Genomic DNA, 21,823 nt, shown 5'->3' on the forward strand with positions numbered 1-21,823 from the left:
GAATTTACGTTGCAGCGCGGCACGAAACAGGCTTTTGTTAGCGAAAGCGTGCTACGCAAGCGCAACAAGGAATGTGGGTTCACGATGCTTTACAGCGCATATGAGTTTCAGCGTAACCTTCTGGCCGGGGCCAGCGCGCTGGCCAATGCCGGTGCGGAATTGCTGAACAATCCGGCCAATCCCTTCTCCTATTTTGGTGGCGGGCCGATCCTCGCTTCGGCGCTCGACGTGTTTGCGCATGCCGCAGCGCCGCGCGGCAAGCCGGATTTCAATTTGCCGACCACGCAGATCGACGGCCAGACGGTTGCCGTGACCGAAGTGATCGAGGCGCGCAAACCCTTCGGACAGCTTCGCCATTTCACCCGCGAAGGCGCGCACCCGAGCGACCCTCGGCTGCTGATCGTGGCCCCGATGTCGGGCCATTTCGCCACGCTGTTGCGCGGCACCGTGGAACGGCTGCTGCCGGGGCATGACATCTGGATCACCGACTGGCGCGACGCGCGCAACGTGCCTCTGTCCGACGGGCGTTTCGACCTCGACGACTATATCGATTATCTGATCGAATGGCTGGAGCATATCGGACCCGGCGCGCACATGCTGGCGGTCTGCCAGCCCTCGGTCCCCTGTTATGCCGCTGCCTGCCTGATGGCCGCAGACAAAAACCCCGCGCGGCCGCGTACGCTCACCATGATGGGCGGTCCGATCGACACGCGCGAGGCACCCACCGCCGTCAACATCATGGCGACCGAACGGCCGCTGGGCTGGTTCGAGCAGAATGTCGTCGCGACGGTGCCGTTCAACTATCCGGGCAACGGTCGCCGCGTCTATCCCGGTTTCATGCAGCTGGCCGGGTTCATGACGATGAACCTTGGGGACCATCTGACCAGCCACTGGGAAATGTTCAAGCATCTGGTTGACGGCGACGAGGACAGTGCCGACGCGACCAAGAAGTTCTACGAGGAATATCGCTCCGTCTGCGACATGACGGCGGAGTTCTACATCCAGACCGTCAGCGAGGTGTTCCAGAAGCACAGCCTGCCCAAGGGCGAGTTGATGCATCGCGGACGGCGCGTCGATCCGGCCGCGCTGTCCGACGTGGCGCTGCTGGCGGTCGAAGGCGAACGCGACGACATTTCGGGCCTGGGGCAGACGAAGGCGGCGCTCAAAATCTCGACCGGTCTGCCGGAAAGCCACAAGAAATATTATATGGCCAAGGGCGCAGGCCATTACGGCATTTTCAACGGCAGCAAGTGGCGCACGAAAGTTGCGCCGGTCGTCGAGGAGTGGATCGCCCGGCACAACGGGTGACGACCAGGAGACGCGGGCGCGGCCCTGACGGCGCAGCGCCTGTGCAGCGTCAGCTCACACCCCTTTGAACGTATCGCACTGCGCGGGATCGCCGCTGTCCAGCCCCTTGCGCAGCCATTCCATCCGCTGCGCCGCGGTGCCATGCGTGAAGCTTTCGGGCACCGGGCGACGCCCCGCGGCTTTCTGGAGCGTGTCGTCGCCAATGGCCTGCGCCGCGCGCATCCCTTCCTCCAGATCGCCCGCTTCCATCAGATTGGTGTCGCGCGCGGCCCAGACCCCGGCATAGCAATCCGCCTGCAATTCCATCGCGACTTGCAAGGCATTGCCTTCCGCTTCGGACGCACGCTTCTGCGCCGCGCGGACTTTCTCGGCCGTGCCGGTGATCGTCTGGATATGATGGCCCACCTCATGCGCGATGATATAGCCGATGGGGAAATCGCCCGGCGCGTTGAACCGTGTTTCCATCTCGTTGAAGAAATCGGTGTCGATGTAGATTTTCTGATCGGCGGGGCAATAGAACGGCCCCATTGCCGATTGCGCCGCGCCGCAGCCCGACATGCCGTTCTGACTGTAGAATACCAGTGTCGGCGGCGGATATTGCTGCCCCTCGGCCTGGAAAATATCGGCCCAGCGCCGTTCGGTCGATCCCAGCACCTGAAGCGAGATGCGCTGCACAGGCGTGAGCGCCTGCACGTCAGGCTGCCCCGTCTGCACCTGCGGCGCGCCGCCGCCACCGCCCAGCAGGCTCAGCGGATTGATGCCCAGAATCATGGCCCCGATGACGAGAATTGCGATGCCGCCGATGCCGAACCGGCTGCCCAGCAGCATGCCGATCAGGCCCAGGCCACCACCCAGCCCGCCTCCACCACCGCCGCCACTGCCGCTCTGCACTTCGAAATGGCTGCTTTCGCGTTCGTCGTCGAGCCGCATCGGATGTCCCTCCTTCAAGTGCTGCCCACGGTAGGGCAAACTATGCGTCAAGGAAACGGCCCACGCCCCCTTCCGCTCCGCCCGGATGAAATCTTTGCAATCGCGGACCCATGGCGCAGACGGCGCGCTTTGTTGTATTGCAGTGCAATATGACCAAGCCATTGTCCGAATCGCCCGCCGTCGGCCTGTCCCATGCAAAACGTCGCCGGGCCGCGCCTCCGATGCCCCTGCCCGATCATGTCGCGTTGCTCCTGCAAGGCGGCGGGGCGCTCGGGTCTTTTCAGGCCGGCGTATTCGAGAAGCTGGATGAACTGGCGATCGAGATAGACTGGGTGGCGGGCATTTCGATCGGTGCGGTCAATGCGGCCATCATTGCAGGCAATCCGCCGGAGTTGCGGCTGGAAAGGCTGAAGCGATTCTGGGACACCGTGAGCGGCGGCATGCCGAATCTGTGGATACCCGACAACGACCGCATTCGCGAAGCGGCCCATCTGGCGGCGGCGCAGGCTGTGATGATGTTCGGCGTTCCCGGTTTTTTCCGGCCGCACCTTATTCCCCAGTCGTGGCAACCCGACGGATCGCCCGGCGCGATCAGCTATTATGACACCACGCCGCTGGTGGACACGCTGAACGCCTTGGTCGACTGGGACCTGCTGAACGATGGACCGGTGCGCATCTCGATCGGCGCGGTCGATGTCGAAAGCGGCAATTTCTCTTACTGGGACAATCGCGGCGCGGACGGGATGACCCGATCCAATGTGCGGATAGACGCGCGGCATATCATGGCGTCGGGCGCGCTGCCGCCGGGCCTGCCGCCGGTGGAAATCGACGGGCGGCATTACTGGGACGGCGGCATGGTATCGAATACGCCATTGGCCTATGTGCTCGATCACCAATGTTCCGACATGCTGGTGTTCCAGGTGGACCTGTTCCCCGCAGAAGGACCGATGCCCCGACAGATGACCGACGTCTGGTCGCGGCAGAAGGATATTCAATATTCCAGCCGCACCCGGCAGGTGACCGACCAGTATCTGCGTCTGCGCCGCGAGCATCAGGCGATCCGGGCGGTCCTCAATCACCTGCCCGCCGACATGTGCGCCGACCCCGAAGTCGCGAAGGTGCGCGCACTGATCGACGACAGCGCCGTGAATATCGTCCACCTGATCTATCGCAGCCGCGCGTGGGAGAGCGGCGCGCGCGATTTCGAGTTTTCGCGTGCGACCATGCTCGATCACTGGGCGCAAGGGCGAGAAGCGGTGGATGGCGTCATGCACAAGGGGGACATCATCGCCCGCAATATCCTGGACGGCACCAGCGCCGCCTTCGACCTCGACCATCCTTCCCATCTCAAGGAAACCCCGGCATGACACTGAAAGGCAAGACTGCACTCATCACCGGATCGACGTCCGGCATCGGCCTTGCCTATGCGAAGGCGCTGGCGGGCGAAGGCGCGAACATCATTATCAACGGCTTCGGCGACAAGGACGCGATCGAGAAGGAACGGCTGGCGCTGGAAGCGACGAGCGGCGCGAAGGCGCATTACAGCGGGCACGATCTGACCAAGGCGGACCAGATCGAGGCCATGATGGCGGAAGCGGCCAAGGCCTTCGGCGGCGTCGACATCCTCATCAACAATGCCGGTATGCAGCATGTCGCCCCGGTAGAGGCGTTTCCGGTCGACAAGTGGGACCTCATCATCGCCCTCAACCTCACCGCCGCCTTCCACACCACGCGCCTGGCAGTGCCCTATATGAAGCAGCAGAAATGGGGTCGCATCATCCAGACCGCATCGGCGCATTCGAAGGCCGCGTCTCCGTTCAAGAGTGCCTATGTCACCGCGAAACATGGGCTGGCGGGCTTCACGAAGACGGTTGCGCTGGAAGTCGCGACCTTCGGCGTCACGGCCAACTGCATCAGCCCCGGCTATGTCTGGACGCCGCTGGTGGAAAACCAGATTCCCGATACAATGAAGGCGCGTGGGATGACGCGCGAACAGGTGATCAGCGATGTCCTGCTGGCCGGTCAGCCGACCAAGGAGTTCGTCACTGCCGAGCAGGTCGCGGCGATCGCGCTGTTCCTGTGCAGCGATGCCGCCAGCCAGATCACCGGTGCAAATCTGTCCGTCGATGGCGGCTGGACGGCGCAGTAGTAAACAGCAATCCAAAAGCCGTTCACCCTGAGCGAAGTCGAAGGGTGATGCTGAACGAAGTGAAGTGCGTTTCGCCTGCGGCTCAACTTAGCCCTTCGACTTCGCTCAGGGGGAACGGAAGTGAACGGCAGGCATTTCCGCCGCTCCCCCTTCACAAATGCATGAAATCGCGGGGGTAGCTTTGTATGTGGGCGCCGCCGTCGATGTAGAGCACCTGTCCGGTCACCGCCGTCGCCTCGGCCAGATAGACGACAGCCTGCGCGATCTGCTGCGCTTCCGGCAGGCGATGCAGCGGCATCGCATCGCGCAGCCGGTCCATCTGCGCCGCGCTGTAGTCCTCCGTCGCGATCGTCAGCCCCGGCGCCACGGCGTTGACCCGGATACGCGGCGCAAGATCGCGAGCGGCGAGCTGCGTGAAGCCCGCCAGCGCCATTTTCGACAGCGTATAGGCCAGCTGGTCGCCATGCGGATGATCGATCCGCTGGTCCAGAATGTTGATGATGCAACGGTCGGTCAGACCCGCCGGCACGGTAGCAAAAGCCTTGCTGAGCAGGACCGGCGCCGCACAGTTGACGGCATAATGGCGCATCAGATCGTCCGCCGTTACGCTATCCAGCCGGTCCTGACCGAATATCGCCGCGCTGTTCACCAGCAGATCGGGCGGACGGCCGAAATGCAGCGCGATGGCCGCGATCAGTTCCTCCGCTGCTTCGGGATCGGCAAAGTCGGCGACGAAGCCTTCCCATTCGGTCGCATGGTCCTCCAGCGCCAGCGCCAACGCCGATTCCAGCCGCACGTCATGGCTGCCGTGCAGCGCCAACGCATAGCCCTGCGCCGCCAGAGCCACACTGATCGCCGCACCAAGCCGACGATGGCCGCCCGTCACCAGCGCCAGCCGTTTGGCCGACAGGGGCAATGGGCCGATGCCGTCCTGCGCTGCGGCATCATCGGCCGGGCGCGACAGCGGGCGAAAGGCCGCGCCTGCCGGTTCCTCCGGCAGCTCGGTCATACGCCCATCAGTTTGAGCACTTCCTTGCGGCTCTTTTCGTCGTCGCGGAACACGCCCATCATCCGGCTGGTTTTCATCGACACCCCATGCGTCCGCACGCCGCGGCCCGACATGCAGCCATGCGCCCCTTCGATCACGACCGCCACGCCCAGGGGCTTCAGATTATCCCAGATGCAGTCGGCGATTTCCGCCGTCATCCGCTCCTGCACCTGAAGACGCCGCGAAAAGGCGTTGAGCACCCGCGCGAGCTTCGAAATCCCCACAACCCATTGGTCGGGCAGATAGGCGATGTGCGCTTTGCCCACGATCGGTGCCATATGATGTTCGCAATGCGACTGAAACGGAATGTCCTTCAGCAGCACGATCTCGTCATAACCGCCCACTTCGTGAAATATCCGGCTCAGATGATAGGCAGGATCATCCTGATACCCTTCGCAATATTCCCGCCAGGCGCGCGCCACGCGCTTGGGCGTATCGATAAGGCCCTCGCGCGCCGGATCGTCGCCCGACCAGCGGATCAGCGTGCGAATGGCATCCTGCACATCGTCCGGCACGTCGATCTTTTTCGGGCGCGCCATATCCTGCCCGGCATCCTCAAATTGTGCGCTCACGCCCGTCCCCTTGCCTTGACTTGTGACAGGGATATGGCGACGCATCCGGCAAATTGCCAGACCCCGACACGCCCCGAAACGCAGGCAACTGGACAGTATCGGGCAGGAATGGCATGTCGATCGCATGGATGATGTCGCGAACATGATTGCCAAGGCGAGAGAATGGACCCCGGCCCCGATGGCCATCGCCACCGTCGTTCAGACCTGGGGGTCCGCGCCGCGGCCACGCGGGTCACATATGCTGGTGCATCGCGACGGCCGGTTCGAGGGATCGGTGTCCGGTGGCTGTGTTGAAAATGCGATCCTCGCCAGCGCCGAACAGGTGATCGCCAGCGGCCAGGCCGCGCTCCACCGTTTCGGCGTGAGCGACGGCGATGCCTGGGAAGCGGGCCTGCCCTGTGGCGGAGAGATCGCAGTGCTCGTCCAGCCGGTCGCCGACCACGGTTTTCCGCTGGCTGTGATCGAGGCGATCGCCACGGCCCGCGCGGCAGGCGAAAGCCTTGCGGTGTCGACCGACCTCGACAGCGGTCGCAGCGTGATCGGCGCGGCAGAGGGTGCCTTCGTCTATTGCTATCGCCCGCCGCGCCGCCTCATCATCACCGGTGCCGTGCAGATCGCGCAGGCGCTGGCCGGGCTGGCGCGTGAAATGGGGATCGCCACGACGGTCATCGATCCGCGCGGACGCTTCCTGACGCGCGAGCGGTTCCCGCATGCGACGCTGGACGACCGCTGGCCGGACGAAGCCGTGACCGCCCTGCGCCCCGATCCCGCGAGTGCGATCGTGACACTGAGCCACGACATCAAGATCGACGATCCCGCGCTGATCGCGGCGCTCAACGCGCCGACCGGTTATATTGCCGCGCTGGGATCGCGCAAAAGCCATGCAGCGCGACGCGAGAGGCTGGCGGCGGCAGGCTTTGCCGATCGCGACCTGGACAGGATCGACGGCCCGGCGGGTCTCGACATAGGGGCCGTCGGCCCGGGCGAAATCGCGCTGTCGATCGCGGCGGGCATGGTGCAGGCGTTCAACCGGGTGGCCGCCCGACAGCCAGAGACGGTGTAGCGATGCGCCCCGATCGCGTTGCCGCCGTCTTGCTTGCCGCGGGCAATTCCACACGCTTTGGCGACGAAGACAAGCTGATGGCGGAACATTGCGGCAAGCCGCTGATCGTGCACGCGCTGGAAGCCGTCGCGTCGATCCCGTTCAAATATCATATCGCCGTCGTCCGCCCGATCGCGCTGGCCCCGATCATCCACCGCAAGCTGGACCGACGCGGCTATACGCTGCTGGTGAACGACGACCCCGAAGGCGGACTGTCCAGCAGCATCCGCATCGCCGCGGCCCATGTCGCGCAGCTGCGCTGCAACGGCATGCTCATGTGCCTGGCCGACATGCCGCACGTTCCGCAGAGCCATCTGATGCGGCTGGTGCTGACGGCCGAGGATATCCGCTCGGTGGTCGGCAGCACCGACGGCTTCACCCCCGGCCCGCCCGCCTTTTTCGGCCGACGCCATTTCGCCGAGCTTCAGGCGCTGAAGGGCGATCTGGGCGCGCGCGCACTCATCAGCCAGAATCTGCTGCTGGAAACCAGCGGTGCCCTGCTGCACGACGTCGATACGCCCGAAGACCTGCGCCCGGCCGAACCGGCCAAGGCCACGGAAAGTACGAGCGAACCCGGCGCGGTCGGCAGCGACTAGGGCGTTTTTCCCGTCGCCTCGAAGCGGAAGCTGACGGCGACCGAGGGGTCCAGCCCCGTGCTGCTGTCACCATTGCCGACACCGAAGGTCTGCCGCGCGATCGTCGCACTGCCCGAAACGCTGCGCGTCAGCCCCGCGCCTTTCAGCGTGAAGCGGATGGTCTGCGGTGCGCTGACCCCCTTCAGCGTCAGGGTGCCCCTTGCGCTATAGCCATCCGCGCCCGTCGCACGGGCGCCTTTCGCCACGAAAATCGCCTTGGGATGCGCGGCGACGCCCAGAAACTCGTCATTGGGCAGCATTTCATCCTGCGTCGGATCGCCAATATGCGCGCTCGCCATGTCGATTTCGACACGGATGTCGGCGGTTTCCGGGCGATCAGGGTCCATCACGATCCTGGCGGTCCAGCGGGAAAAACCGCCGCTGATCCGGTCGCTGCCGTTGCCCACGGAAAAGCCCAGGGTGCCGCCAGGCCGGACAGTCCAGAGCGGCGGCGGCCCGGCCGCTTCGTCCGCCACAGTCATGTTTTCCGGCTGTGCGGCATTCGCGACCACCGGCTCGCTCGCATTGGTGGCAGGTGCTTCCTGGGCAGCGACGACATCGGCGACCTTGGCGGCGGGTGCCGCTACAGCAGCGGGTGCAGTGCCCGCCGCCCGGTTTGCCATCACGCCGCCGATTACGAACGCGCCGGGGATGAGCGCGATCAGCACCGCCATCAGCGCGACCGACCGCCCCGGCACCATGCGCCAGATCAGCCCGTCACGCAGCAGCAGATGATGGCGGATCGCACCGGCGACATGCAGGGCAAACAGCGCAACACCGATCCAGCCGAGCAGCCCATGTGCGTTCTCGCTCAGCTCGTGCGCCGCCTGCGGCAGCGGCAGATGGGGGAGCGGCACTGTGCCGAACAGCAAGGTCGGCACCTTGATCTTCGCGGTGGAAACCAGCGCCCATCCGCTGAGCGGCGCCAGCAGCATGAAGCCATAGAGGCCGATATGCACGCCCTTCGCGAGCGCCCCTTCCCAGCCGCCTTCCATCGCCGCGGGTCGCGGCTTGCGCAAGCGGGTGAGCACGCGCGCCAACGTGAGCGCGAGGATCAGCATGCCGACCGACTTGTGCAACTGGTAGAGCGCAAAACCCTTTTGCCCCAGCGTTTCCAGCGACCAGCCTACCGAGAATTGAAAGGCTAGCGCGGCGGCGATGGCCCAGTGGAGGATGATGGCGGTGCGGCTGTAGCTGTGCATGTCGGCTCCCGGCGAGTGAATGACGATGCCTAACCGATATCGCGCGAATCGGCCATCACCGTTGTGCAAAACAGCGCGCCGACGCCCTGTGCGAAAAAAAATGCGCGCCGCTGTGGCGGCGCTGCCCTTACGGCAGACTGTCATTCCCGTCACCTCTGCCGACGGGCTGCTTTACGGAAACGTAAAGTCCTCTTGCCTTTCGCCCCCCGGACATGACATGGACAGGATCAAGACGCCCGGTCGGGCGAGTCCAGAGAGAGGACGCAGGATGGAAGCCTATATCTATGATGCCGTGCGGACACCGCGCGGACGCGGCAAGGCCGACGGGTCGCTGCATGAAATCACCCCCATACAGCTCGCGACGCAGACCTTGCAGGCGCTGCGGGACCGTACGCAGGTCGACACGGCGGATGTCGACGACGTGATCCTGGGGTGCGTGACGCCGGTGGGCGAACAGGGTGCGGACATCGCCCGCGTTGCCGTGCTGAATGCGGATTATGCGCAGACAACGGCGGGGGTCCAGGTCAACCGCTTCTGCGCCTCCGGTCTCGAAGCCGTCAATATCGCCGCGGCCAAGGTGATTTCCGGCGAGGCGGACTTTGCCATAGGCGGGGGTGTCGAGCATATGAGCCGCGTGCCGATGGGATCGGACGGCGGCGCATGGGCCTTTGACCCGGCGGTGGCGTGGCACACCTATTTTGCGCCGCAGGGCATCGGGGCGGATCTGATCGCCACCAAGTTCGGCTTTTCGCGCACCGATGTCGATGCCTATGCCGTCGAGAGCCAGAAGCGCGCGGCGCAGGCCTGGAAGGAAGGCCGTTTCGCCAACAGCATCGTGCCGGTGAAGGACGTGATCGGCGAGGTCGTGCTCGACCATGACGAGCATATGCGCCCTGAGGCCGACATGCAGTCGCTGGGCGGCCTGAAACCCAGCTTTGCCGCGATGGGCGAGGACATGCCCGGCTTCGATGCCGTCGCCCTGCTCAAATATCCCGAGCTGGAGCGGATCAACCATGTCCATCATGCCGGCAACAGCTCCGGCATTTGCGACGGCGCGGCCGCCATATTGGTAGGCAGCAAGGCGATGGGCGAGAAATATGGTCTGAAGCCGCGCGCGCGGATCAAGGCGATGGCGTCGATCGGATCGGAACCGACGATCATGCTGACCGGCCCGGAATATATCGCAGGCAAGCTGCTCAAAAAGACCGGGATGACCCAGGACGACATTGACCTGTGGGAACTGAACGAGGCGTTCGCCAGTGTCGTGCTGCGCTACATGCAGGCGCTGGACCTGGACCACAGCAAGGTGAACGTGAACGGCGGCGCGATCGCCTTCGGCCATCCGCTCGGCGCCACCGGCGCAATGGTTCTCGGCATCGCGCTCGATGAACTGGAGCGGTCCGGCAAGGGTACTGCGCTCGTCAACCTGTGCATCGGCGCGGGCATGGGCACCGGCACGATCATCGAGCGGATTTGATTTCGAGATAACCTCTCGGCCGTTCGGGCTGAGCCTTTCGAAGCCCTGTCCTTCTTCAAGAAGAAAGACCTTTCGGCAAGCTCAGGGCGAACGGGGGAGAGATGTCCCCCAAGGGAGAGACTGACATGACCACCATCGCTTTCGACATCGACGCAGACGGCATCGCCACCCTGACCATCGACGTACCCGGCCAGTCCATGAACGTGATCGGGCCGGAGTTTCTGGCCGACCTTTCCGCTGCGATCGACCGGATCGGGAGCGAAGAGGCGATCAAGGGCGCCGTCATCTGCTCCGGCAAGGCCAGCGGCTTCATGGGCGGCATGGATCTCAAGAACATGGAGACGATGCTGATCCCGGCCCATGACGGCAAGCTCGACATGGCGACGCTGTTCGACCGGGTGTTCGTTCTCAACGCCCTGTTCCGCCGCCTCGAAACCTGCGGCAAGCCGGTCGTCTGCGCGATCGAGGGCACGTGCGTGGGCGGCGGCTTCGAACTGGCGCTCGCCTGCCATCGCCGGATCGTCGCCGACAATCCCAAGGTGCAACTGGGCCTGCCCGAAATCCTCGTCGGTCTGTTCCCCGGTGGTGGCGGCAGCCAGCGCCTGCCGCGCATTACCGGTGTGCAGACGGCGCTGATGTACATGCTCCAGGGAAAATTGTTCCGCCCGCAGGAAGCACTTGGTCTCAAGGTGGTGGACGAACTCGTTCCCTCTGGTAATACGGTCGCGGCCGCCAAAACCTGGTTGAAGGCCAATCCTGCCGCCAGCGTTCAGCCATGGGATCAGAAAGGTTACCGCTTTCCCGGGGGCGCTGGCGGCTTCAACCCCAATTTCGTGCAGACCTTCATCGGCGCGACGGCGATGACGATGAAGCAGACGCAGCGCAACCTGAACGGTCCGCTGGCGCTGCTGTCCGCTGTCTACGAAGGCGCGACCCTGCCGATGGATCGCGCGATCCGCGTGGAAAGCAAATATTTCGCGAAGATCATGGCCGATCCGCAGGCGAGCAACATGGTGCGTACGCTGTTCGTCAGCAAGCAGGCCGCCGAACGCGGCGCACGGCGGCCGAAGGATTTGCCCAAGGCCCCCACGGCGAAGCTCGCGATGCTGGGTGCCGGCATGATGGGCGCGGGCGTCGCCACCGTCTCGGCACAGGCCGGTATCGACGTCGTGCTGCTCGACCGCGATCAGGCCTATGCCGAAAAGGGGAAGGAGCATGCCCGCTCTGTCCTCTCCAAGCGCCTCGGCAAGGGCATGACCCCCGAAAAGCTGGAAGAGACGCTGGCGCGCATCACGCCGACCACCGATTTCGCTCAGCTTGAAGGCTGCGACTTCGTGATCGAGGCGGTGTTCGAGGATACGGCGATCAAGGCCGAAGTCACGAAGAAGGTCGAGGCCGTTCTGGGCGCGGACACGATCTTCGGATCGAACACCTCGACGCTGCCAATCACGGGGCTGGCCAAGGCGTGGAGCAAGCCGGAGAACTTCATCGGCGTCCATTTCTTCTCGCCGGTCGAGAAGATGCCGCTGGTCGAAATCATCGTCGGCGAAAAGACCGGGCCGGAAGCCATCGCCAAGGCACTGGATTATGTCGCGCAGATCAAGAAGACGCCGATCGTCGTCAACGATTCGCGCGGCTTCTACACCTCGCGCTGCTTCGGCACCTATGTGCAGGAAGGCGCGGAACTGCTGGCCGAGGGTGTCGGAGCGGCGCTGATCGAGAATGTCGGCAAGCAGCTTGGCATGCCGGTCGGCCCGCTTGCGGTGTCGGACGAAGTGTCGATCGAGCTGGGTTACAAGGTGATGACCGCCGCGAAGAAGGAACTGGGCGACGCCTATGTCGACAGCGCCGCCGATGCGGTGATGACGAAAATGGTCGAGATGGACCGCCTGGGCCGCAAGAACGGCAAGGGCTATTATGATTATCCCGAGGGCGGCAAGAAAGCGTTGTGGCCGGGCCTGGCGGACAGTTTTCCGCTTGCCGCGGTGCAGCCTTCGCCGGAAGTGGTGCGCGAGCGGCTGCTGTATCGCCAGCTTATCGAATGCGCGCGCTGCTTTGCCGAGGGTGTGCTCGAAACGCCTGAGGATGGCGACATCGGCGCCATCTTCGGCTGGGGCTTCGCACCGTGGACCGGCGGACCCTTCAGCCATATGGACACCGTCGGTATCGCGACCGTCGTCGCGACGCTCGACCGGCTGACCGCCGAACATGGCGCGCGCTTCGCCCCCACGGAGCAACTGCGCGACATGGCCGCGCGCGGCGCGACATTTTATGGCAAGGCGGCGGCGAAGGAGGCGGCTTAGGGTTTTGCTGTAATATCTTCACCGTTCGCCCTGAGCTTGTCGAAGGGCGTAGCTGAGCGCAGCGAAGGCCCTTCGCCCGGATCAAGTCCGGGGTCAGGAGAAGGCTTCGACAGGCTCAGCCCGAACGGTGTTTGTATGTCGTGAGGATACTCTAACGCCGTTCTAACCATTGCCATGCCATGTCCGCCTGCCTATCGCCGCGGCCAAGGACATGGAGTGACGCAATGACGGACAAGCCGACAGTTCTGGTGACCGGCGGCGCGGGCTATATCGGGAGCCATGCGGTGCTGGCGCTGCGCGATGCCGGCTGGCCGGTCGCGGTGATCGACACGCTTGTTACCGGATTTCGCTTTGCGGTGCCCGATGACGTTCCGTTCACGCAGGGCGATATTGCGGATCAGCCGCTGGTCGAGGCGTTGCTGCGCAGCCATCATGTCGGCGCGATCATGCATTTCGCCGGATCGGTCGTGGTGCCCGAATCGGTCGCCGATCCGCTGAAATATTACCATAACAATACCGTCAAAAGCCGCGCGCTCATCGAATCGGCCGTGCGCTGCGGCGTGCCGCATTTCATCTTCTCCTCGACCGCCGCGACTTATGGCACGCCGGAGGAAAGCCCGGTGCGCGAGGACGCGCCGCAGCAGCCGATCAACCCCTATGGCATGTCGAAGCTGATGACCGAGGCGATGCTGGCCGATGTCGCCGCCGTGCATCCGATCAACTATTGCGCGCTGCGCTATTTCAATGTCGCAGGTGCCGACCCGCAGGCGCGCACCGGCCAGTCGACCGCCGGGGCGACGCATCTCATCAAGGTGGCGGTCGAGGCGGCGCTGGGCAAGCGCGACCATGTCAGCATATTCGGCAGTGATTTCGATACGCCCGACGGCACCGGGGTGCGCGACTATATTCACGTCAGCGATCTGGCGGCAGCGCATGTGCTGGCGCTGGAGGCGCTGATCGCCGATCCGGCCACCAGCCATCGCCTCAATTGCGGCTATGGCCGTGGCTTTTCGGTTCTGGAAGTGCTCGACGCAGTGGATCGCATCACCAACCGCCCGATCACGCGGCGGATGGATGGCCGCCGCGCGGGGGATCCGGCCGCGCTGATCTCCGATAACAGCGCCATATTGGCGCGCTTACCCTGGCAGCCGCGCCACGCCGACCTGGATCAGATCGTGACGCATGCGCTGGCATGGGAACGCCGGTTGGACGATATGCGCAAGTGATGTCGCCGCCGGTTCGGGAGGATACGACCTCCCCCGGACGACGGTGATGTTGCGGAAGTTGCGGCGTTGAAACCCGCAGAAATCGGCGCTTTCCTACAAAAGCAGCCTCAACGCGTGCCGGACGGCTCCTGCCCGGCTGCCACGGGCTGCGGCGCACCTTCCCAACCGCCACCGAGCGCCTTGAACAGCGCAACCTGCGATTCGGCCCGCGCGGCCTGTGCGTCGGCATAGGCGGCCCGCGCGTCGGCACGGCTGCGCTGCGCATCGAGCAGTTGCAGGAAGCTGTCAGACCCCGCACCAAATCGCTTTTCGGCGATGAAGGCCGCACTTTCGCTGGCCTTGAGCGCGCGCGACAGTGCCTCCTCACGCTCGATGGCGCCTTTCAGGCGGGCAAGCGCCTGCTCGGTTTCCTGCAAGGCGGTCAGCACGGCCTTGTCGAAGGACGCGAGCGAGCCTTCGGCGATTGCCTTGTTCTGCCGCACCCGCGCGCGCGCCGCGCCGCTGAAGGGGAAGTTCCAGCTGATGAGCGGTCCAACCGAATAGCCGAACGAGTCCGACGTTCCCAGATCGCTGGGGCTTAGCCCCGTCGTGGTGACCGAACCCAGCAGCGAAATCGACGGATAGAGCGCAGCCGTCGCGACGCCGATCCGCGCCGTATCCGCCGCCAGTTGACGTTCGGCCTGCCGCACATCCGGTCGCCGCGCAAGCAGCGCCTGTCCGTCACCCACGGCGATCGGCGCGCGTACCGCCGGTGGCGTGACACAAGCGGCCGCGGCCGCATCGAAGGATGCAGGCGGTTCGCCGGTCAGCACCGCGAGCGCATAGAGCGAAGCGCGACGTTCGGCCTCGAACCCCGCCGCCTGCGCGCGCGCTTGCTCGACCAGCACGACGCTCTGGTCGACATCACGCTGGGTATTGCGGCCACCGGCCAGCAAACGGCGCGTCAGGTCGAGCGTCTTTTCCTGCAAGGCGAGCGTGTCGCGCGCGACCTGCGCCTGGGCACCGGTCGCGCAGGCATTGGCGTAGGTCAGCGCGGTTTCCGCCGCGACCGACACGCGGGCGGCATCCAGGGCCGCCTCCGCCGCGCCGATGTCGCCCCGCGATGCTTCGATCGACCGGCGGACGCCACCGAAAAGATCGAGCTCATAGGACGCATCCAGACCGGCGGTATAGACTTCCTGGGTGAAGCCCGTCAGCCCCTGGCCAAAGTTGACAACGTTGCGCGAGCGGGTGAACTGCCCGGATGTGGTGGTCGTCGGCAGGGCTGCGGCGCGCGCCTCCGACAGCAGGCCACGGGCGCGACGGACATTGGCGGCGGCGACGCGCAGATCTGTGTTGTGGGCCAGCGCCTTCGCCACCAGCCGGTCGAGCGCGGGATCCTCGAACAGATGCCACCACTGCGTTGCCGCCGGTGCATCGGTAACGGCGGTGGTGCCGGAAAGCTCCGCCAGCCGCGCCTGATCGGCGGGCAGCGATGCGGGCGGGCGGTAATCGGGGCCAACGGCGCACGCGGACAAGGCGAGAGCCGACGCGAAAGCCAGCGCCGTGCGCAGAGTAAAGGTAGCGGCCTTCACGACAGCGCCTCCCCACCTTCGGTATTGCGCGGCGGCGGCGGCGTCTTGCGACGGGATGCGATCCAGGCCGACGTCTTGTCCCCCAGCATGCGACTGATGACGTAGAAGGCCGGCGTGAACATGAGGCCGAAAATCGTGACGCCGATCATCCCGAAGAACACGGCGATCCCGAGCGCCTGCCGCATTTCCGCGCCCGGTCCACTGGCGATGACGAGCGGCAGCACGCCCAGGATGAAGGCGATCGACGTCATCAGGATCGGCCGCAGACGCTGCTGCGCGGCCCGCTCAGCCGCGGCGCGCGGCGCCAGCCCCTCATCCTCGCCCTGGCGGGCGAACTCCACGATCAGAATGGCATTCTTCGCCGCCAGCCCGATCAGCACGACCAGACCGATTTGCGTAAGGATGTTGTTGTCCCCACCCATCAGGTTGACGCCCAATATCGCCGCAAGCAGGCACATCGGCACGATCAGGATGACGGCCAGCGGCAGAACCAGGCTTTCATATTGCGCGGCCAGCAGCAGGAACACGAACACGACGGCGAGGACGAACGCGACGATGCCGGTATTGCCCGCCTGCTTCTGCTCGAACGCGATTTCGGTCCATTCATAGGTAAACCCCGGCGGCAGTATCTTGGCCGCCAGCGCCTCCATGCTCGCCAGCGACTGTCCGCTCGAAAAACCGCGCACGGTATCCCCCTGCAATTCGGCAGCGGGATAGAGGTTGTAGCGCACGACGCGATACGGCCCGCTTTCGTTGCGCAACTGCATGACGGCGGACAGCGGCACCATCGCGCCATTGGCCGATCGGGTGCGCAGATGGCCGATATCGTCGACATCGTCGCGATAGGGGGCGTCGGCCTGCGCCGTCACGCGGAATGTGCGGCCCAGATAGTTGAAATCATTGATGTAGGACGAGCCGAGATAAGTGCCGAGCGTCGCGAAGATATTGTCCACCGGCACACCCATCTGCTCGGCCTTCTGCCGGTCGATATCGGCATAGAGGCGCGGCGTCCGCGTGTTGAAGGTCGTGAAGACAGAGGTGAGGCCGGGCGTCTGGTTGGCGGCCATCATCATGCCGAACGCCGCCCCTTCCAGCGCCTGATAGCCCGCGCCGCTGCGGTCCTCGATCATCATCTTGAACCCGCCCCCGGTGCCCAGGCCACGGATCGGCGGCGGGGCGAGGAAGAACACGCTGCCAGCGGTGATGTTGGAGACCGCGCCCATCAATTCACCGGTGATGGCGTCGGCGGACTTGCGATCGGCATGCGGCTTCAGACGGACGAACATCGTGCCGCCGCTGGGCGAATTGGTGAAGGTCGCGCCATCGAACCCGGCGAAGGCGACGCTGCCGTCGACGGCCGGATTCTTCGACGCGATAGCGATCAACTCGCGCACGGTCTCGTCCGTCCGTTGCAGGGCGGTGCCCGGCGGCATCTGCACCACGCCGATCAGATAGCCCTGATCCTGCGCGGGCACGAACCCCGAAGGCGTCTGCGTGAAGCGCCAGCCCGCAAGCGCCAGCAGCAGCGCGTAACAGATGCCGACAATGGCCAGCTTCCGCACGGTTTTCGCCGTGACCTTGCCATAGCGCTTGCCCAGCCGATCGAAGCCGCGATTGAACCGCGTGGCGAAGCGGGCCGGATAGCCGCGCCACCCGGCCGCGGGCGCATGATCGCTTTTCGGCTTCAGGATCAGTGCGCCGAGCGCGGGCGAAAGCGTGAGCGACACGAAGGCGGAAATGGCAGTCGCCCCCACGATCGTGAGCGCGAACTGCTTATAGAATGCGCCGGAGATGCCCGGAATGAAAGCCGTCGGGATGAACACACCCGACAGCACGAGCGCGATCGCGATCAGCGCGCCGGAAACCTCGTCCATCGTCTTGTGCGCGGCGGCCAGCGGGGACAGCCCCTCCTCATGCATCAGACGCTCGATATTCTCGACCACCACGATCGCGTCGTCGACGACGATACCGATGGCCAGCACCAGCCCGAACAGCGACAGGCTGTTCAGCGAAAAGCCGAACACCGCCATCATCGCCAGGCTGCCGATCAGCGACACCGGAATGGCGATGATCGGGATGATCGCCGCGCGCCAACTTTGCAGGAACAGCAGCACCACGAGGCTGACCAATATGATCGCCTCGACCAGCGTGCTCTGCACCGCTTCGATCGAGGCCGTGATATATTCGGTGGGATTATAGGGAATGGTGTAGGCAAGGCCCGCCGGGAACGTCTTCGACAGCGACTGCATTTCCGCGCGCACCGCGTCTGCCGTTTCCAGTGCATTAGAACCGGGCAGTTGCGTCACGACGATCGCAACGGAGGATTTGCCGTCGATATAGCCTTCGGTCCCGTAATCCTGCGCGCCCAGCTCTATCCGCGCGACATCCGCCAGCCGCGTGAGGCGGCCCTGATCGTCGCGCTTGATGATGATCTGGCCGAACTGATCGGGCGAGGACAGGCGGCCCTGCGTCTGGATGTTGAGCTGAAAGGCGGTTCCACCCTGGTTGAACGGCGCTTCGCCGACCGAACCGGCCGCGACCTGCGCATTTTGCGCGCGCACGGCATTGCTGATCTCATCAACCGTCAGATTGCGCGCGGCGGCACGATCGGGATCGATCCACACGCGCATGTTGTAATCGCGCGCACCAAATGTCTGGACACCGCCCACGCCCTGAATACGCGCCAGCCGATCCTTGATCTGCAAGGTCGCATAATTGGACATATACTGGTTGGACAGGGTGCCATCGGGCGATGTCAGCGCCACCACCATCAGCAGATCGGGCGAGTTCTTGCGCACGGTCACGCCGATCTGGCGGACCTGTTCCGGCAGGCGCGGTTCGGCGGAGGAGACGCGGTTCTGCACGAGCACCTGCGCCTGATCGACATCGGTGCCCTGCTTGAAGGTCACCGTGATCGCCACCGCGCCGGACGCCGTGGAGGAGGACTGCATGTAGATCATGTCCTCGACGCCGTTGATCGATTCTTCCAGCGGCGCGGCGACCGTTTCCGCCAGTGTTTCCGCCGATGCGCCGGGGAAGCTGGCATTCACGACGACCGTCGGCGGCGCGATTTCCGGATATTGCCCCACCGGCAAGGTGGGATAGGCAATCGCGCCCATGATGACGATGAGAATGGAGACGACCGCCGCGAAGATCGGGCGATCGATGAAAAAATGGGGCAGGCGCATCAGCGTGCCGTCCCGGCTGGCGCAGCCTTCCTGTCGCTGGCCGCGCCATTGCCCGCCGCACCGTTGCCCGCCGGGCCGTCATCCGCAGGCGTGGCGACCGTGGGACTGGGCGGCGCCGCCGGGCGCGATTCGACGGCGGAGGCGCGCGGTGCGATCTTGCCGTCGCGCGGCTTGACCGGCATGCCCGGCTGCAGACGCGCAAGACCGTCTATGACGATTTTCTCGCCCGGCTTGAGGCCCGTACGGACGACGCGCAACCCTTCGACCATCGGCCCGGTTTCGACCGGGCGCGGCACCGTCTTCCCATCCTTCCCGACCAGATAGACGAGCTTGCGGGTCTGGTCTGTCAGGATCGCTTCGTCCGGCACCAGCATCGCGCGATAGGTGCCCGAACCGAGCAGGCGCGCGCGGCCGAACATGCCGGGCACCAGGAACCCTCTGGGATTGGCGATTTCGGCATGGGCGCGGATGGTGCCGGAGTTGGTATCGATAGCGTTGTCGACGAAGATCATGCGACCGCGCCAATTATACCCTGTCTCGTCGGCCAGTTGCACCTCGACGGGATTGGCGGCGTAGCGCGAGGAGGCGCGCTCCCCCTTGGCGGCTTGGCGGATATATTTGAGATAGAGGCTTTCGGCGCCTTCGAAGCTGAACCAGATGGGATCGACGGTGACGACCGTGGTCAGCAACGTCTGACCCGCGTTGACATAATCGCCGATCGCGACACGCTTGTCGGACACTCGCCCGCTGATCGGCGACCGGACGGTCGTGAACTCCACGTCGAGCGCCCGCGCCTGCACCGTCGCCTGCGCCGCCGCTACATCGGCGGAGGCCGAACGCAGGGTCGCCAGCTTCGTTTCATATTCTTCCTGGCTGACCGCCTGGAACTTGCGCAGATCTTCGGCACGCTTCAGCTCGCTGCGGGCATTGGCGAGCGTCGCCTGTGACCGGACGAGTTGCGCACGGGCCTGTTCAAGCTGCGCGCGGAAGGGGCGCGGGTCGATCTGGAACAGCATGGCGCCCTTGCCGACCTCTACGCCCGCGCGAAAGCCGATCTGCGTGATCTGCCCTGATACACGGGGCAGCACCTGCACATCCTCCACGGCCTCGAACCGGCCGACATAGTCATCCCAGTCGGTCACGTCGCGCACCAGCGGCGCGGCGACGGTGACGGTCGGAGGCGGCGGTGCCTGAGGAGGCTTTTGACCGCAGGCGGCAAGCGCAACGGTGAGCGTGAGGAGGAGCGAAGCGGCGGGGGGGGAGAGCAAACGCATCCTCGCTATCTGCTGCACCGCAGTATCAATTGCAAGTAGCAACTTATATCGAGGCGCAATAAAGTTTGATGTCGATAAAGGAATCGCGCGAACCATTGTCACGCTTCGACGTCTGTCATGCACTATCGCGCGACAATGATTGCGTTACTGGGCCGCAGGTTGCGATCCGGCAGAGCGCGCCAATTACGTCCGGTGCCCAATGATATTGCGTAATAACATGACATATTTATGTCGTATCCGAAACGGCATCGATTGCCGATCAAGATGACGCGTGAAAACCGCGGTTATGCTCCATAAAGCGTCGCAGAGGGACGCGGGCCCGCAGCCGTCGGTCAATGCCCCGGGAAGGTCATGACGGCGCGACTCGGCAGGCCCTCGGCCACCAGCGCCGCCATGCCGCCCAGATCAGGCAAGTCGATGGCGAACAGCGCCATCGCAAGCTGCGCGCCCTCTCCCCGCAGCAACCGGGCGGCCGCAAGGGCTGTGCCGCCGGTGGCGATCAGATCATCGACCAGCAATATTCTGGCACCGCCGGGAAACTGGCCACGGTGCACTTCCAGTCGGTCGGTGCCATATTCGAGCGCATAGTCGATACCGACGACAGCGCCGGGCAGCTTGCCTGCCTTGCGCACCGGAACGAAACCCGCGCCAAGCGCCGTGGCAATGGCCGCGCCGAGGATGAACCCGCGCGCCTCGATACCCGCGACATAGTCCACATCAAGCGTGCGGGCAGCATCCGCCATCAGCGCGATCAGCGCGGCAAAGCCGTCCGCATCGGCGAGCAGCGAGGTGATGTCGCGAAACTGAATGCCTGGCTTGGGGAAATCGGGGATGGTGCGCACCAGCGCCTTCAGGCTGTCGGCGGTCATGCGGCCTCCGGTTGTCGAACGCAGGGAAAAGGCGCGGCATCCGTGAACGGGATGCCGCGCCTTTCGAAAGTTTCAGGATACGGCGCCGTCATGGCCACCGCAGTCCCCTCAATGCTTCTTGTCGCGCCAGATGTTCTGATACGCCGCATAAGCAAGGCCCGTGGCGATCGCGAGGAAGACCAGCGCCGCCAGACCCGCGCTACGGCGGTTTTCCAGCTTCGGTTCCGCCGTCCACGTCAGGAAGGCGGCGATATCCTGCGCCATCTGATCCACGGTCGGCTTGGTCCCGTCGGTGTAGGTCACCTGACCTTCGGCCACCAGCGGCTGCGCCATCGCGAGATTGAGGTTCGGGAAATAGGGATTGTAGTTGAGGCCCGGCGGCGTCGCGGCGTCGGGAAACTTCTTGAGAAGCTCCGCAGGCTGCGGCTGATAGCCGGTGAGCAGCGAATAGACATAGGCGCTGCCGTGATGGCGAGCCTTGGTCATCAGCGAGAGATCGGGCGGGATCGCATTGTTATTGGCCGCAGCCGCCGCAACATTGTTCGCAAAGGGCTTGGGGAACTTATCCGCAGGCACCGGATCGCGCGTCGACATTTCGCCAGTTGCGGGATCGACGTCAGGGGTCTTGATCGCCCACTGCTTCGCGATCGCCTTCACTTCGGCTTCGTTATAGCCGATCTGCTGAAGATCGCGGAACGACACGAACTTCAGGCTGTGACAGGCCGAACAGACTTCCTTGTACACCTGGAAACCGCGCTGAAGCTGCTGGCGATCATAATGGCCGAGCGGCCCGTTGAACGAGAAGGCGACTTCCTTGGGCGGAAGGTGGAACTCATGCTCCACGGTCGCGGCGGGCGGCTCGCTGATGTAGGACACGGCACCCGCGCCGAAGGAATACAGCAGCATCAGCGTGAAGAACGCGCCGATGGCAACAAGAGCTGGACGAAGCATATTGTTATAGTCCCC

Annotated in this window: 17 protein-coding genes; 8 read left to right on the forward strand and 9 right to left on the reverse strand. The window is 64.6% G+C overall.

What is annotated here, in order from left to right; all coding sequences use genetic code 11:
• Window positions 1–84: 84 nt before the first annotated feature.
• Window positions 85–1,308 carry a polyhydroxyalkanoate depolymerase gene (locus ENE74_RS01260; protein ID WP_127688828.1) on the forward strand — a complete coding sequence of 408 codons (1,224 nt, stop codon included), beginning with the start codon at window positions 85–87 and terminating at the stop codon, window positions 1,306–1,308.
• A gap of 54 nt (window positions 1,309–1,362) precedes the next feature.
• Here the strand turns inward: ENE74_RS01260 and ypfJ are convergent, their stop codons facing one another.
• On the reverse strand, window positions 1,363–2,238 hold the full coding sequence (gene ypfJ, locus ENE74_RS01265) for a KPN_02809 family neutral zinc metallopeptidase (RefSeq protein ID WP_127688829.1): 876 nt from the start codon (window positions 2,236–2,238) through the stop codon (window positions 1,363–1,365).
• A gap of 149 nt (window positions 2,239–2,387) precedes the next feature.
• Between ypfJ and ENE74_RS01270 the strand changes: the two genes are divergently transcribed.
• Together ENE74_RS01270 and ENE74_RS01275 are read left to right on the forward strand one after the other, a co-directional pair.
• Window positions 2,388–3,605 (forward strand): DUF3734 domain-containing protein, encoded by a 1,218-nt coding sequence (locus ENE74_RS01270; protein WP_127688830.1) that lies wholly within the window; start codon window positions 2,388–2,390, stop codon window positions 3,603–3,605.
• Entirely contained in the window at window positions 3,602–4,387 is a 786-nt protein-coding gene (locus tag ENE74_RS01275; RefSeq protein ID WP_127688831.1) for a 3-hydroxybutyrate dehydrogenase, read from the forward strand. Before ENE74_RS01270 ends, ENE74_RS01275 begins: the two co-directional genes overlap by 4 nt.
• A 151-nt stretch (window positions 4,388–4,538) precedes the next feature.
• Here the strand turns inward: ENE74_RS01275 and ENE74_RS01280 are convergent, their stop codons facing one another.
• Together ENE74_RS01280 and folE are read right to left on the reverse strand one after the other, a co-directional pair.
• On the reverse strand, window positions 4,539–5,396 hold the full coding sequence (locus ENE74_RS01280) for an SDR family oxidoreductase (protein ID WP_127688832.1): 858 nt from the start codon (window positions 5,394–5,396) through the stop codon (window positions 4,539–4,541).
• The gene (gene folE / locus ENE74_RS01285; protein WP_127689508.1) at window positions 5,393–5,974 is read right to left on the reverse strand and encodes a GTP cyclohydrolase I FolE; all 582 of its coding nucleotides are present in this window, start codon (window positions 5,972–5,974) and stop codon (window positions 5,393–5,395) included. Before folE ends, ENE74_RS01280 begins: the two co-directional genes overlap by 4 nt.
• Before the next feature lie 157 nt (window positions 5,975–6,131).
• On the opposite strand from folE, the gene ENE74_RS01290 reads away from it, so the two are divergent.
• Window positions 6,132–7,070: an XdhC family protein gene (locus ENE74_RS01290; RefSeq protein ID WP_127688833.1), complete on the forward strand. Its 939-nt coding sequence runs from the start codon at window positions 6,132–6,134 to the stop codon at window positions 7,068–7,070.
• A gap of 2 nt (window positions 7,071–7,072) precedes the next feature.
• Window positions 7,073–7,705, forward strand: a complete 633-nt coding sequence (locus tag ENE74_RS01295) for a nucleotidyltransferase family protein (protein WP_127688834.1) — start codon at window positions 7,073–7,075, stop codon at window positions 7,703–7,705.
• Here the strand turns inward: ENE74_RS01295 and ENE74_RS01300 are convergent.
• Window positions 7,702–8,946 carry a cytochrome b/b6 domain-containing protein gene (locus tag ENE74_RS01300; protein ID WP_127688835.1) on the reverse strand — a complete coding sequence of 415 codons (1,245 nt, stop codon included), beginning with the start codon at window positions 8,944–8,946 and terminating at the stop codon, window positions 7,702–7,704. The two genes, ENE74_RS01295 and ENE74_RS01300, sit on opposite strands and share 4 nt — an antisense overlap.
• Before the next feature lie 268 nt (window positions 8,947–9,214).
• On the opposite strand from ENE74_RS01300, the gene ENE74_RS01305 reads away from it, so the two are divergent.
• The 3 genes from ENE74_RS01305 (at window position 9,215) to galE (ending at window position 13,952) form a co-directional block, all read left to right on the forward strand.
• Entirely contained in the window at window positions 9,215–10,423 is a 1,209-nt protein-coding gene (locus ENE74_RS01305; RefSeq protein ID WP_127688836.1) for an acetyl-CoA C-acetyltransferase, read from the forward strand.
• Between the two features lie 125 nt (window positions 10,424–10,548).
• Window positions 10,549–12,726 carry a 3-hydroxyacyl-CoA dehydrogenase NAD-binding domain-containing protein gene (locus tag ENE74_RS01310; RefSeq protein ID WP_127688837.1) on the forward strand — a complete coding sequence of 726 codons (2,178 nt, stop codon included), beginning with the start codon at window positions 10,549–10,551 and terminating at the stop codon, window positions 12,724–12,726.
• A gap of 224 nt (window positions 12,727–12,950) precedes the next feature.
• The gene (gene galE / locus ENE74_RS01315; protein WP_127688838.1) at window positions 12,951–13,952 is read left to right on the forward strand and encodes a UDP-glucose 4-epimerase GalE; all 1,002 of its coding nucleotides are present in this window, start codon (window positions 12,951–12,953) and stop codon (window positions 13,950–13,952) included.
• 107 nt (window positions 13,953–14,059) lie between these two features.
• Here the strand turns inward: galE and ENE74_RS01320 are convergent, their stop codons facing one another.
• The 5 genes from ENE74_RS01320 to ENE74_RS01340 all read right to left on the reverse strand — a co-directional run bounded on the left by ENE74_RS01320 (window position 14,060) and on the right by ENE74_RS01340 (window position 21,808).
• A complete protein-coding gene (locus ENE74_RS01320; RefSeq protein ID WP_241241774.1) occupies window positions 14,060–15,526 on the reverse strand; it encodes an efflux transporter outer membrane subunit in 1,467 nt (488 codons plus the stop codon).
• Window positions 15,523–18,714, reverse strand: a complete 3,192-nt coding sequence (locus ENE74_RS01325) for an efflux RND transporter permease subunit (RefSeq protein ID WP_127688839.1) — start codon at window positions 18,712–18,714, stop codon at window positions 15,523–15,525. The genes ENE74_RS01320 and ENE74_RS01325 overlap by 4 nt, the downstream gene beginning before the upstream one ends.
• Complete coding sequence (locus ENE74_RS01330; protein ID WP_127688840.1) at window positions 18,714–19,988, reverse strand: efflux RND transporter periplasmic adaptor subunit; 1,275 nt, start codon at window positions 19,986–19,988, stop codon at window positions 18,714–18,716. Before ENE74_RS01330 ends, ENE74_RS01325 begins: the two co-directional genes overlap by 1 nt.
• A gap of 332 nt (window positions 19,989–20,320) precedes the next feature.
• On the reverse strand, window positions 20,321–20,857 hold the full coding sequence (locus tag ENE74_RS01335; protein WP_127688841.1) for an adenine phosphoribosyltransferase: 537 nt from the start codon (window positions 20,855–20,857) through the stop codon (window positions 20,321–20,323).
• A gap of 108 nt (window positions 20,858–20,965) precedes the next feature.
• Window positions 20,966–21,808: a cytochrome c1 gene (locus tag ENE74_RS01340; RefSeq protein WP_127688842.1), complete on the reverse strand. Its 843-nt coding sequence runs from the start codon at window positions 21,806–21,808 to the stop codon at window positions 20,966–20,968.
• Window positions 21,809–21,823: the final 15 nt, after the last annotated feature.

It is taken from the genome of Sphingobium algorifonticola (genome assembly GCF_004005485.1).
Classification (GTDB): Bacteria; Pseudomonadota; Alphaproteobacteria; order Sphingomonadales; family Sphingomonadaceae; genus Sphingobium; species Sphingobium algorifonticola.

Bases quoted from the DNA above. Each gene is read 5' to 3' on its own strand.
- ENE74_RS01260 (WP_127688828.1), top strand. From the start codon at position 85: ATGCTTTACAGCGCATATGAGTTTCAGCGTAACCTTCTGGCCGGGGCC.
- ypfJ (WP_127688829.1), bottom strand. From the start codon at position 2,238: ATGCGGCTCGACGACGAACGCGAAAGCAGCCATTTCGAAGTGCAGAGC.
- ENE74_RS01270 (WP_127688830.1), top strand. From the start codon at position 2,388: ATGACCAAGCCATTGTCCGAATCGCCCGCCGTCGGCCTGTCCCATGCA.
- ENE74_RS01275 (WP_127688831.1), top strand. From the start codon at position 3,602: ATGACACTGAAAGGCAAGACTGCACTCATCACCGGATCGACGTCCGGC.
- ENE74_RS01280 (WP_127688832.1), bottom strand. From the start codon at position 5,396: ATGACCGAGCTGCCGGAGGAACCGGCAGGCGCGGCCTTTCGCCCGCTG.
- folE (WP_127689508.1), bottom strand. From the start codon at position 5,974: ATGGCGCGCCCGAAAAAGATCGACGTGCCGGACGATGTGCAGGATGCC.
- ENE74_RS01290 (WP_127688833.1), top strand. From the start codon at position 6,132: ATGGATGATGTCGCGAACATGATTGCCAAGGCGAGAGAATGGACCCCG.
- ENE74_RS01295 (WP_127688834.1), top strand. From the start codon at position 7,073: ATGCGCCCCGATCGCGTTGCCGCCGTCTTGCTTGCCGCGGGCAATTCC.
- ENE74_RS01300 (WP_127688835.1), bottom strand. From the start codon at position 8,946: ATGCACAGCTACAGCCGCACCGCCATCATCCTCCACTGGGCCATCGCC.
- ENE74_RS01305 (WP_127688836.1), top strand. From the start codon at position 9,215: ATGGAAGCCTATATCTATGATGCCGTGCGGACACCGCGCGGACGCGGC.
- ENE74_RS01310 (WP_127688837.1), top strand. From the start codon at position 10,549: ATGACCACCATCGCTTTCGACATCGACGCAGACGGCATCGCCACCCTG.
- galE (WP_127688838.1), top strand. From the start codon at position 12,951: ATGACGGACAAGCCGACAGTTCTGGTGACCGGCGGCGCGGGCTATATC.
- ENE74_RS01325 (WP_127688839.1), bottom strand. From the start codon at position 18,714: ATGCGCCTGCCCCATTTTTTCATCGATCGCCCGATCTTCGCGGCGGTC.
- ENE74_RS01330 (WP_127688840.1), bottom strand. From the start codon at position 19,988: ATGCGTTTGCTCTCCCCCCCCGCCGCTTCGCTCCTCCTCACGCTCACC.
- ENE74_RS01335 (WP_127688841.1), bottom strand. From the start codon at position 20,857: ATGACCGCCGACAGCCTGAAGGCGCTGGTGCGCACCATCCCCGATTTC.
- ENE74_RS01340 (WP_127688842.1), bottom strand. From the start codon at position 21,808: ATGCTTCGTCCAGCTCTTGTTGCCATCGGCGCGTTCTTCACGCTGATG.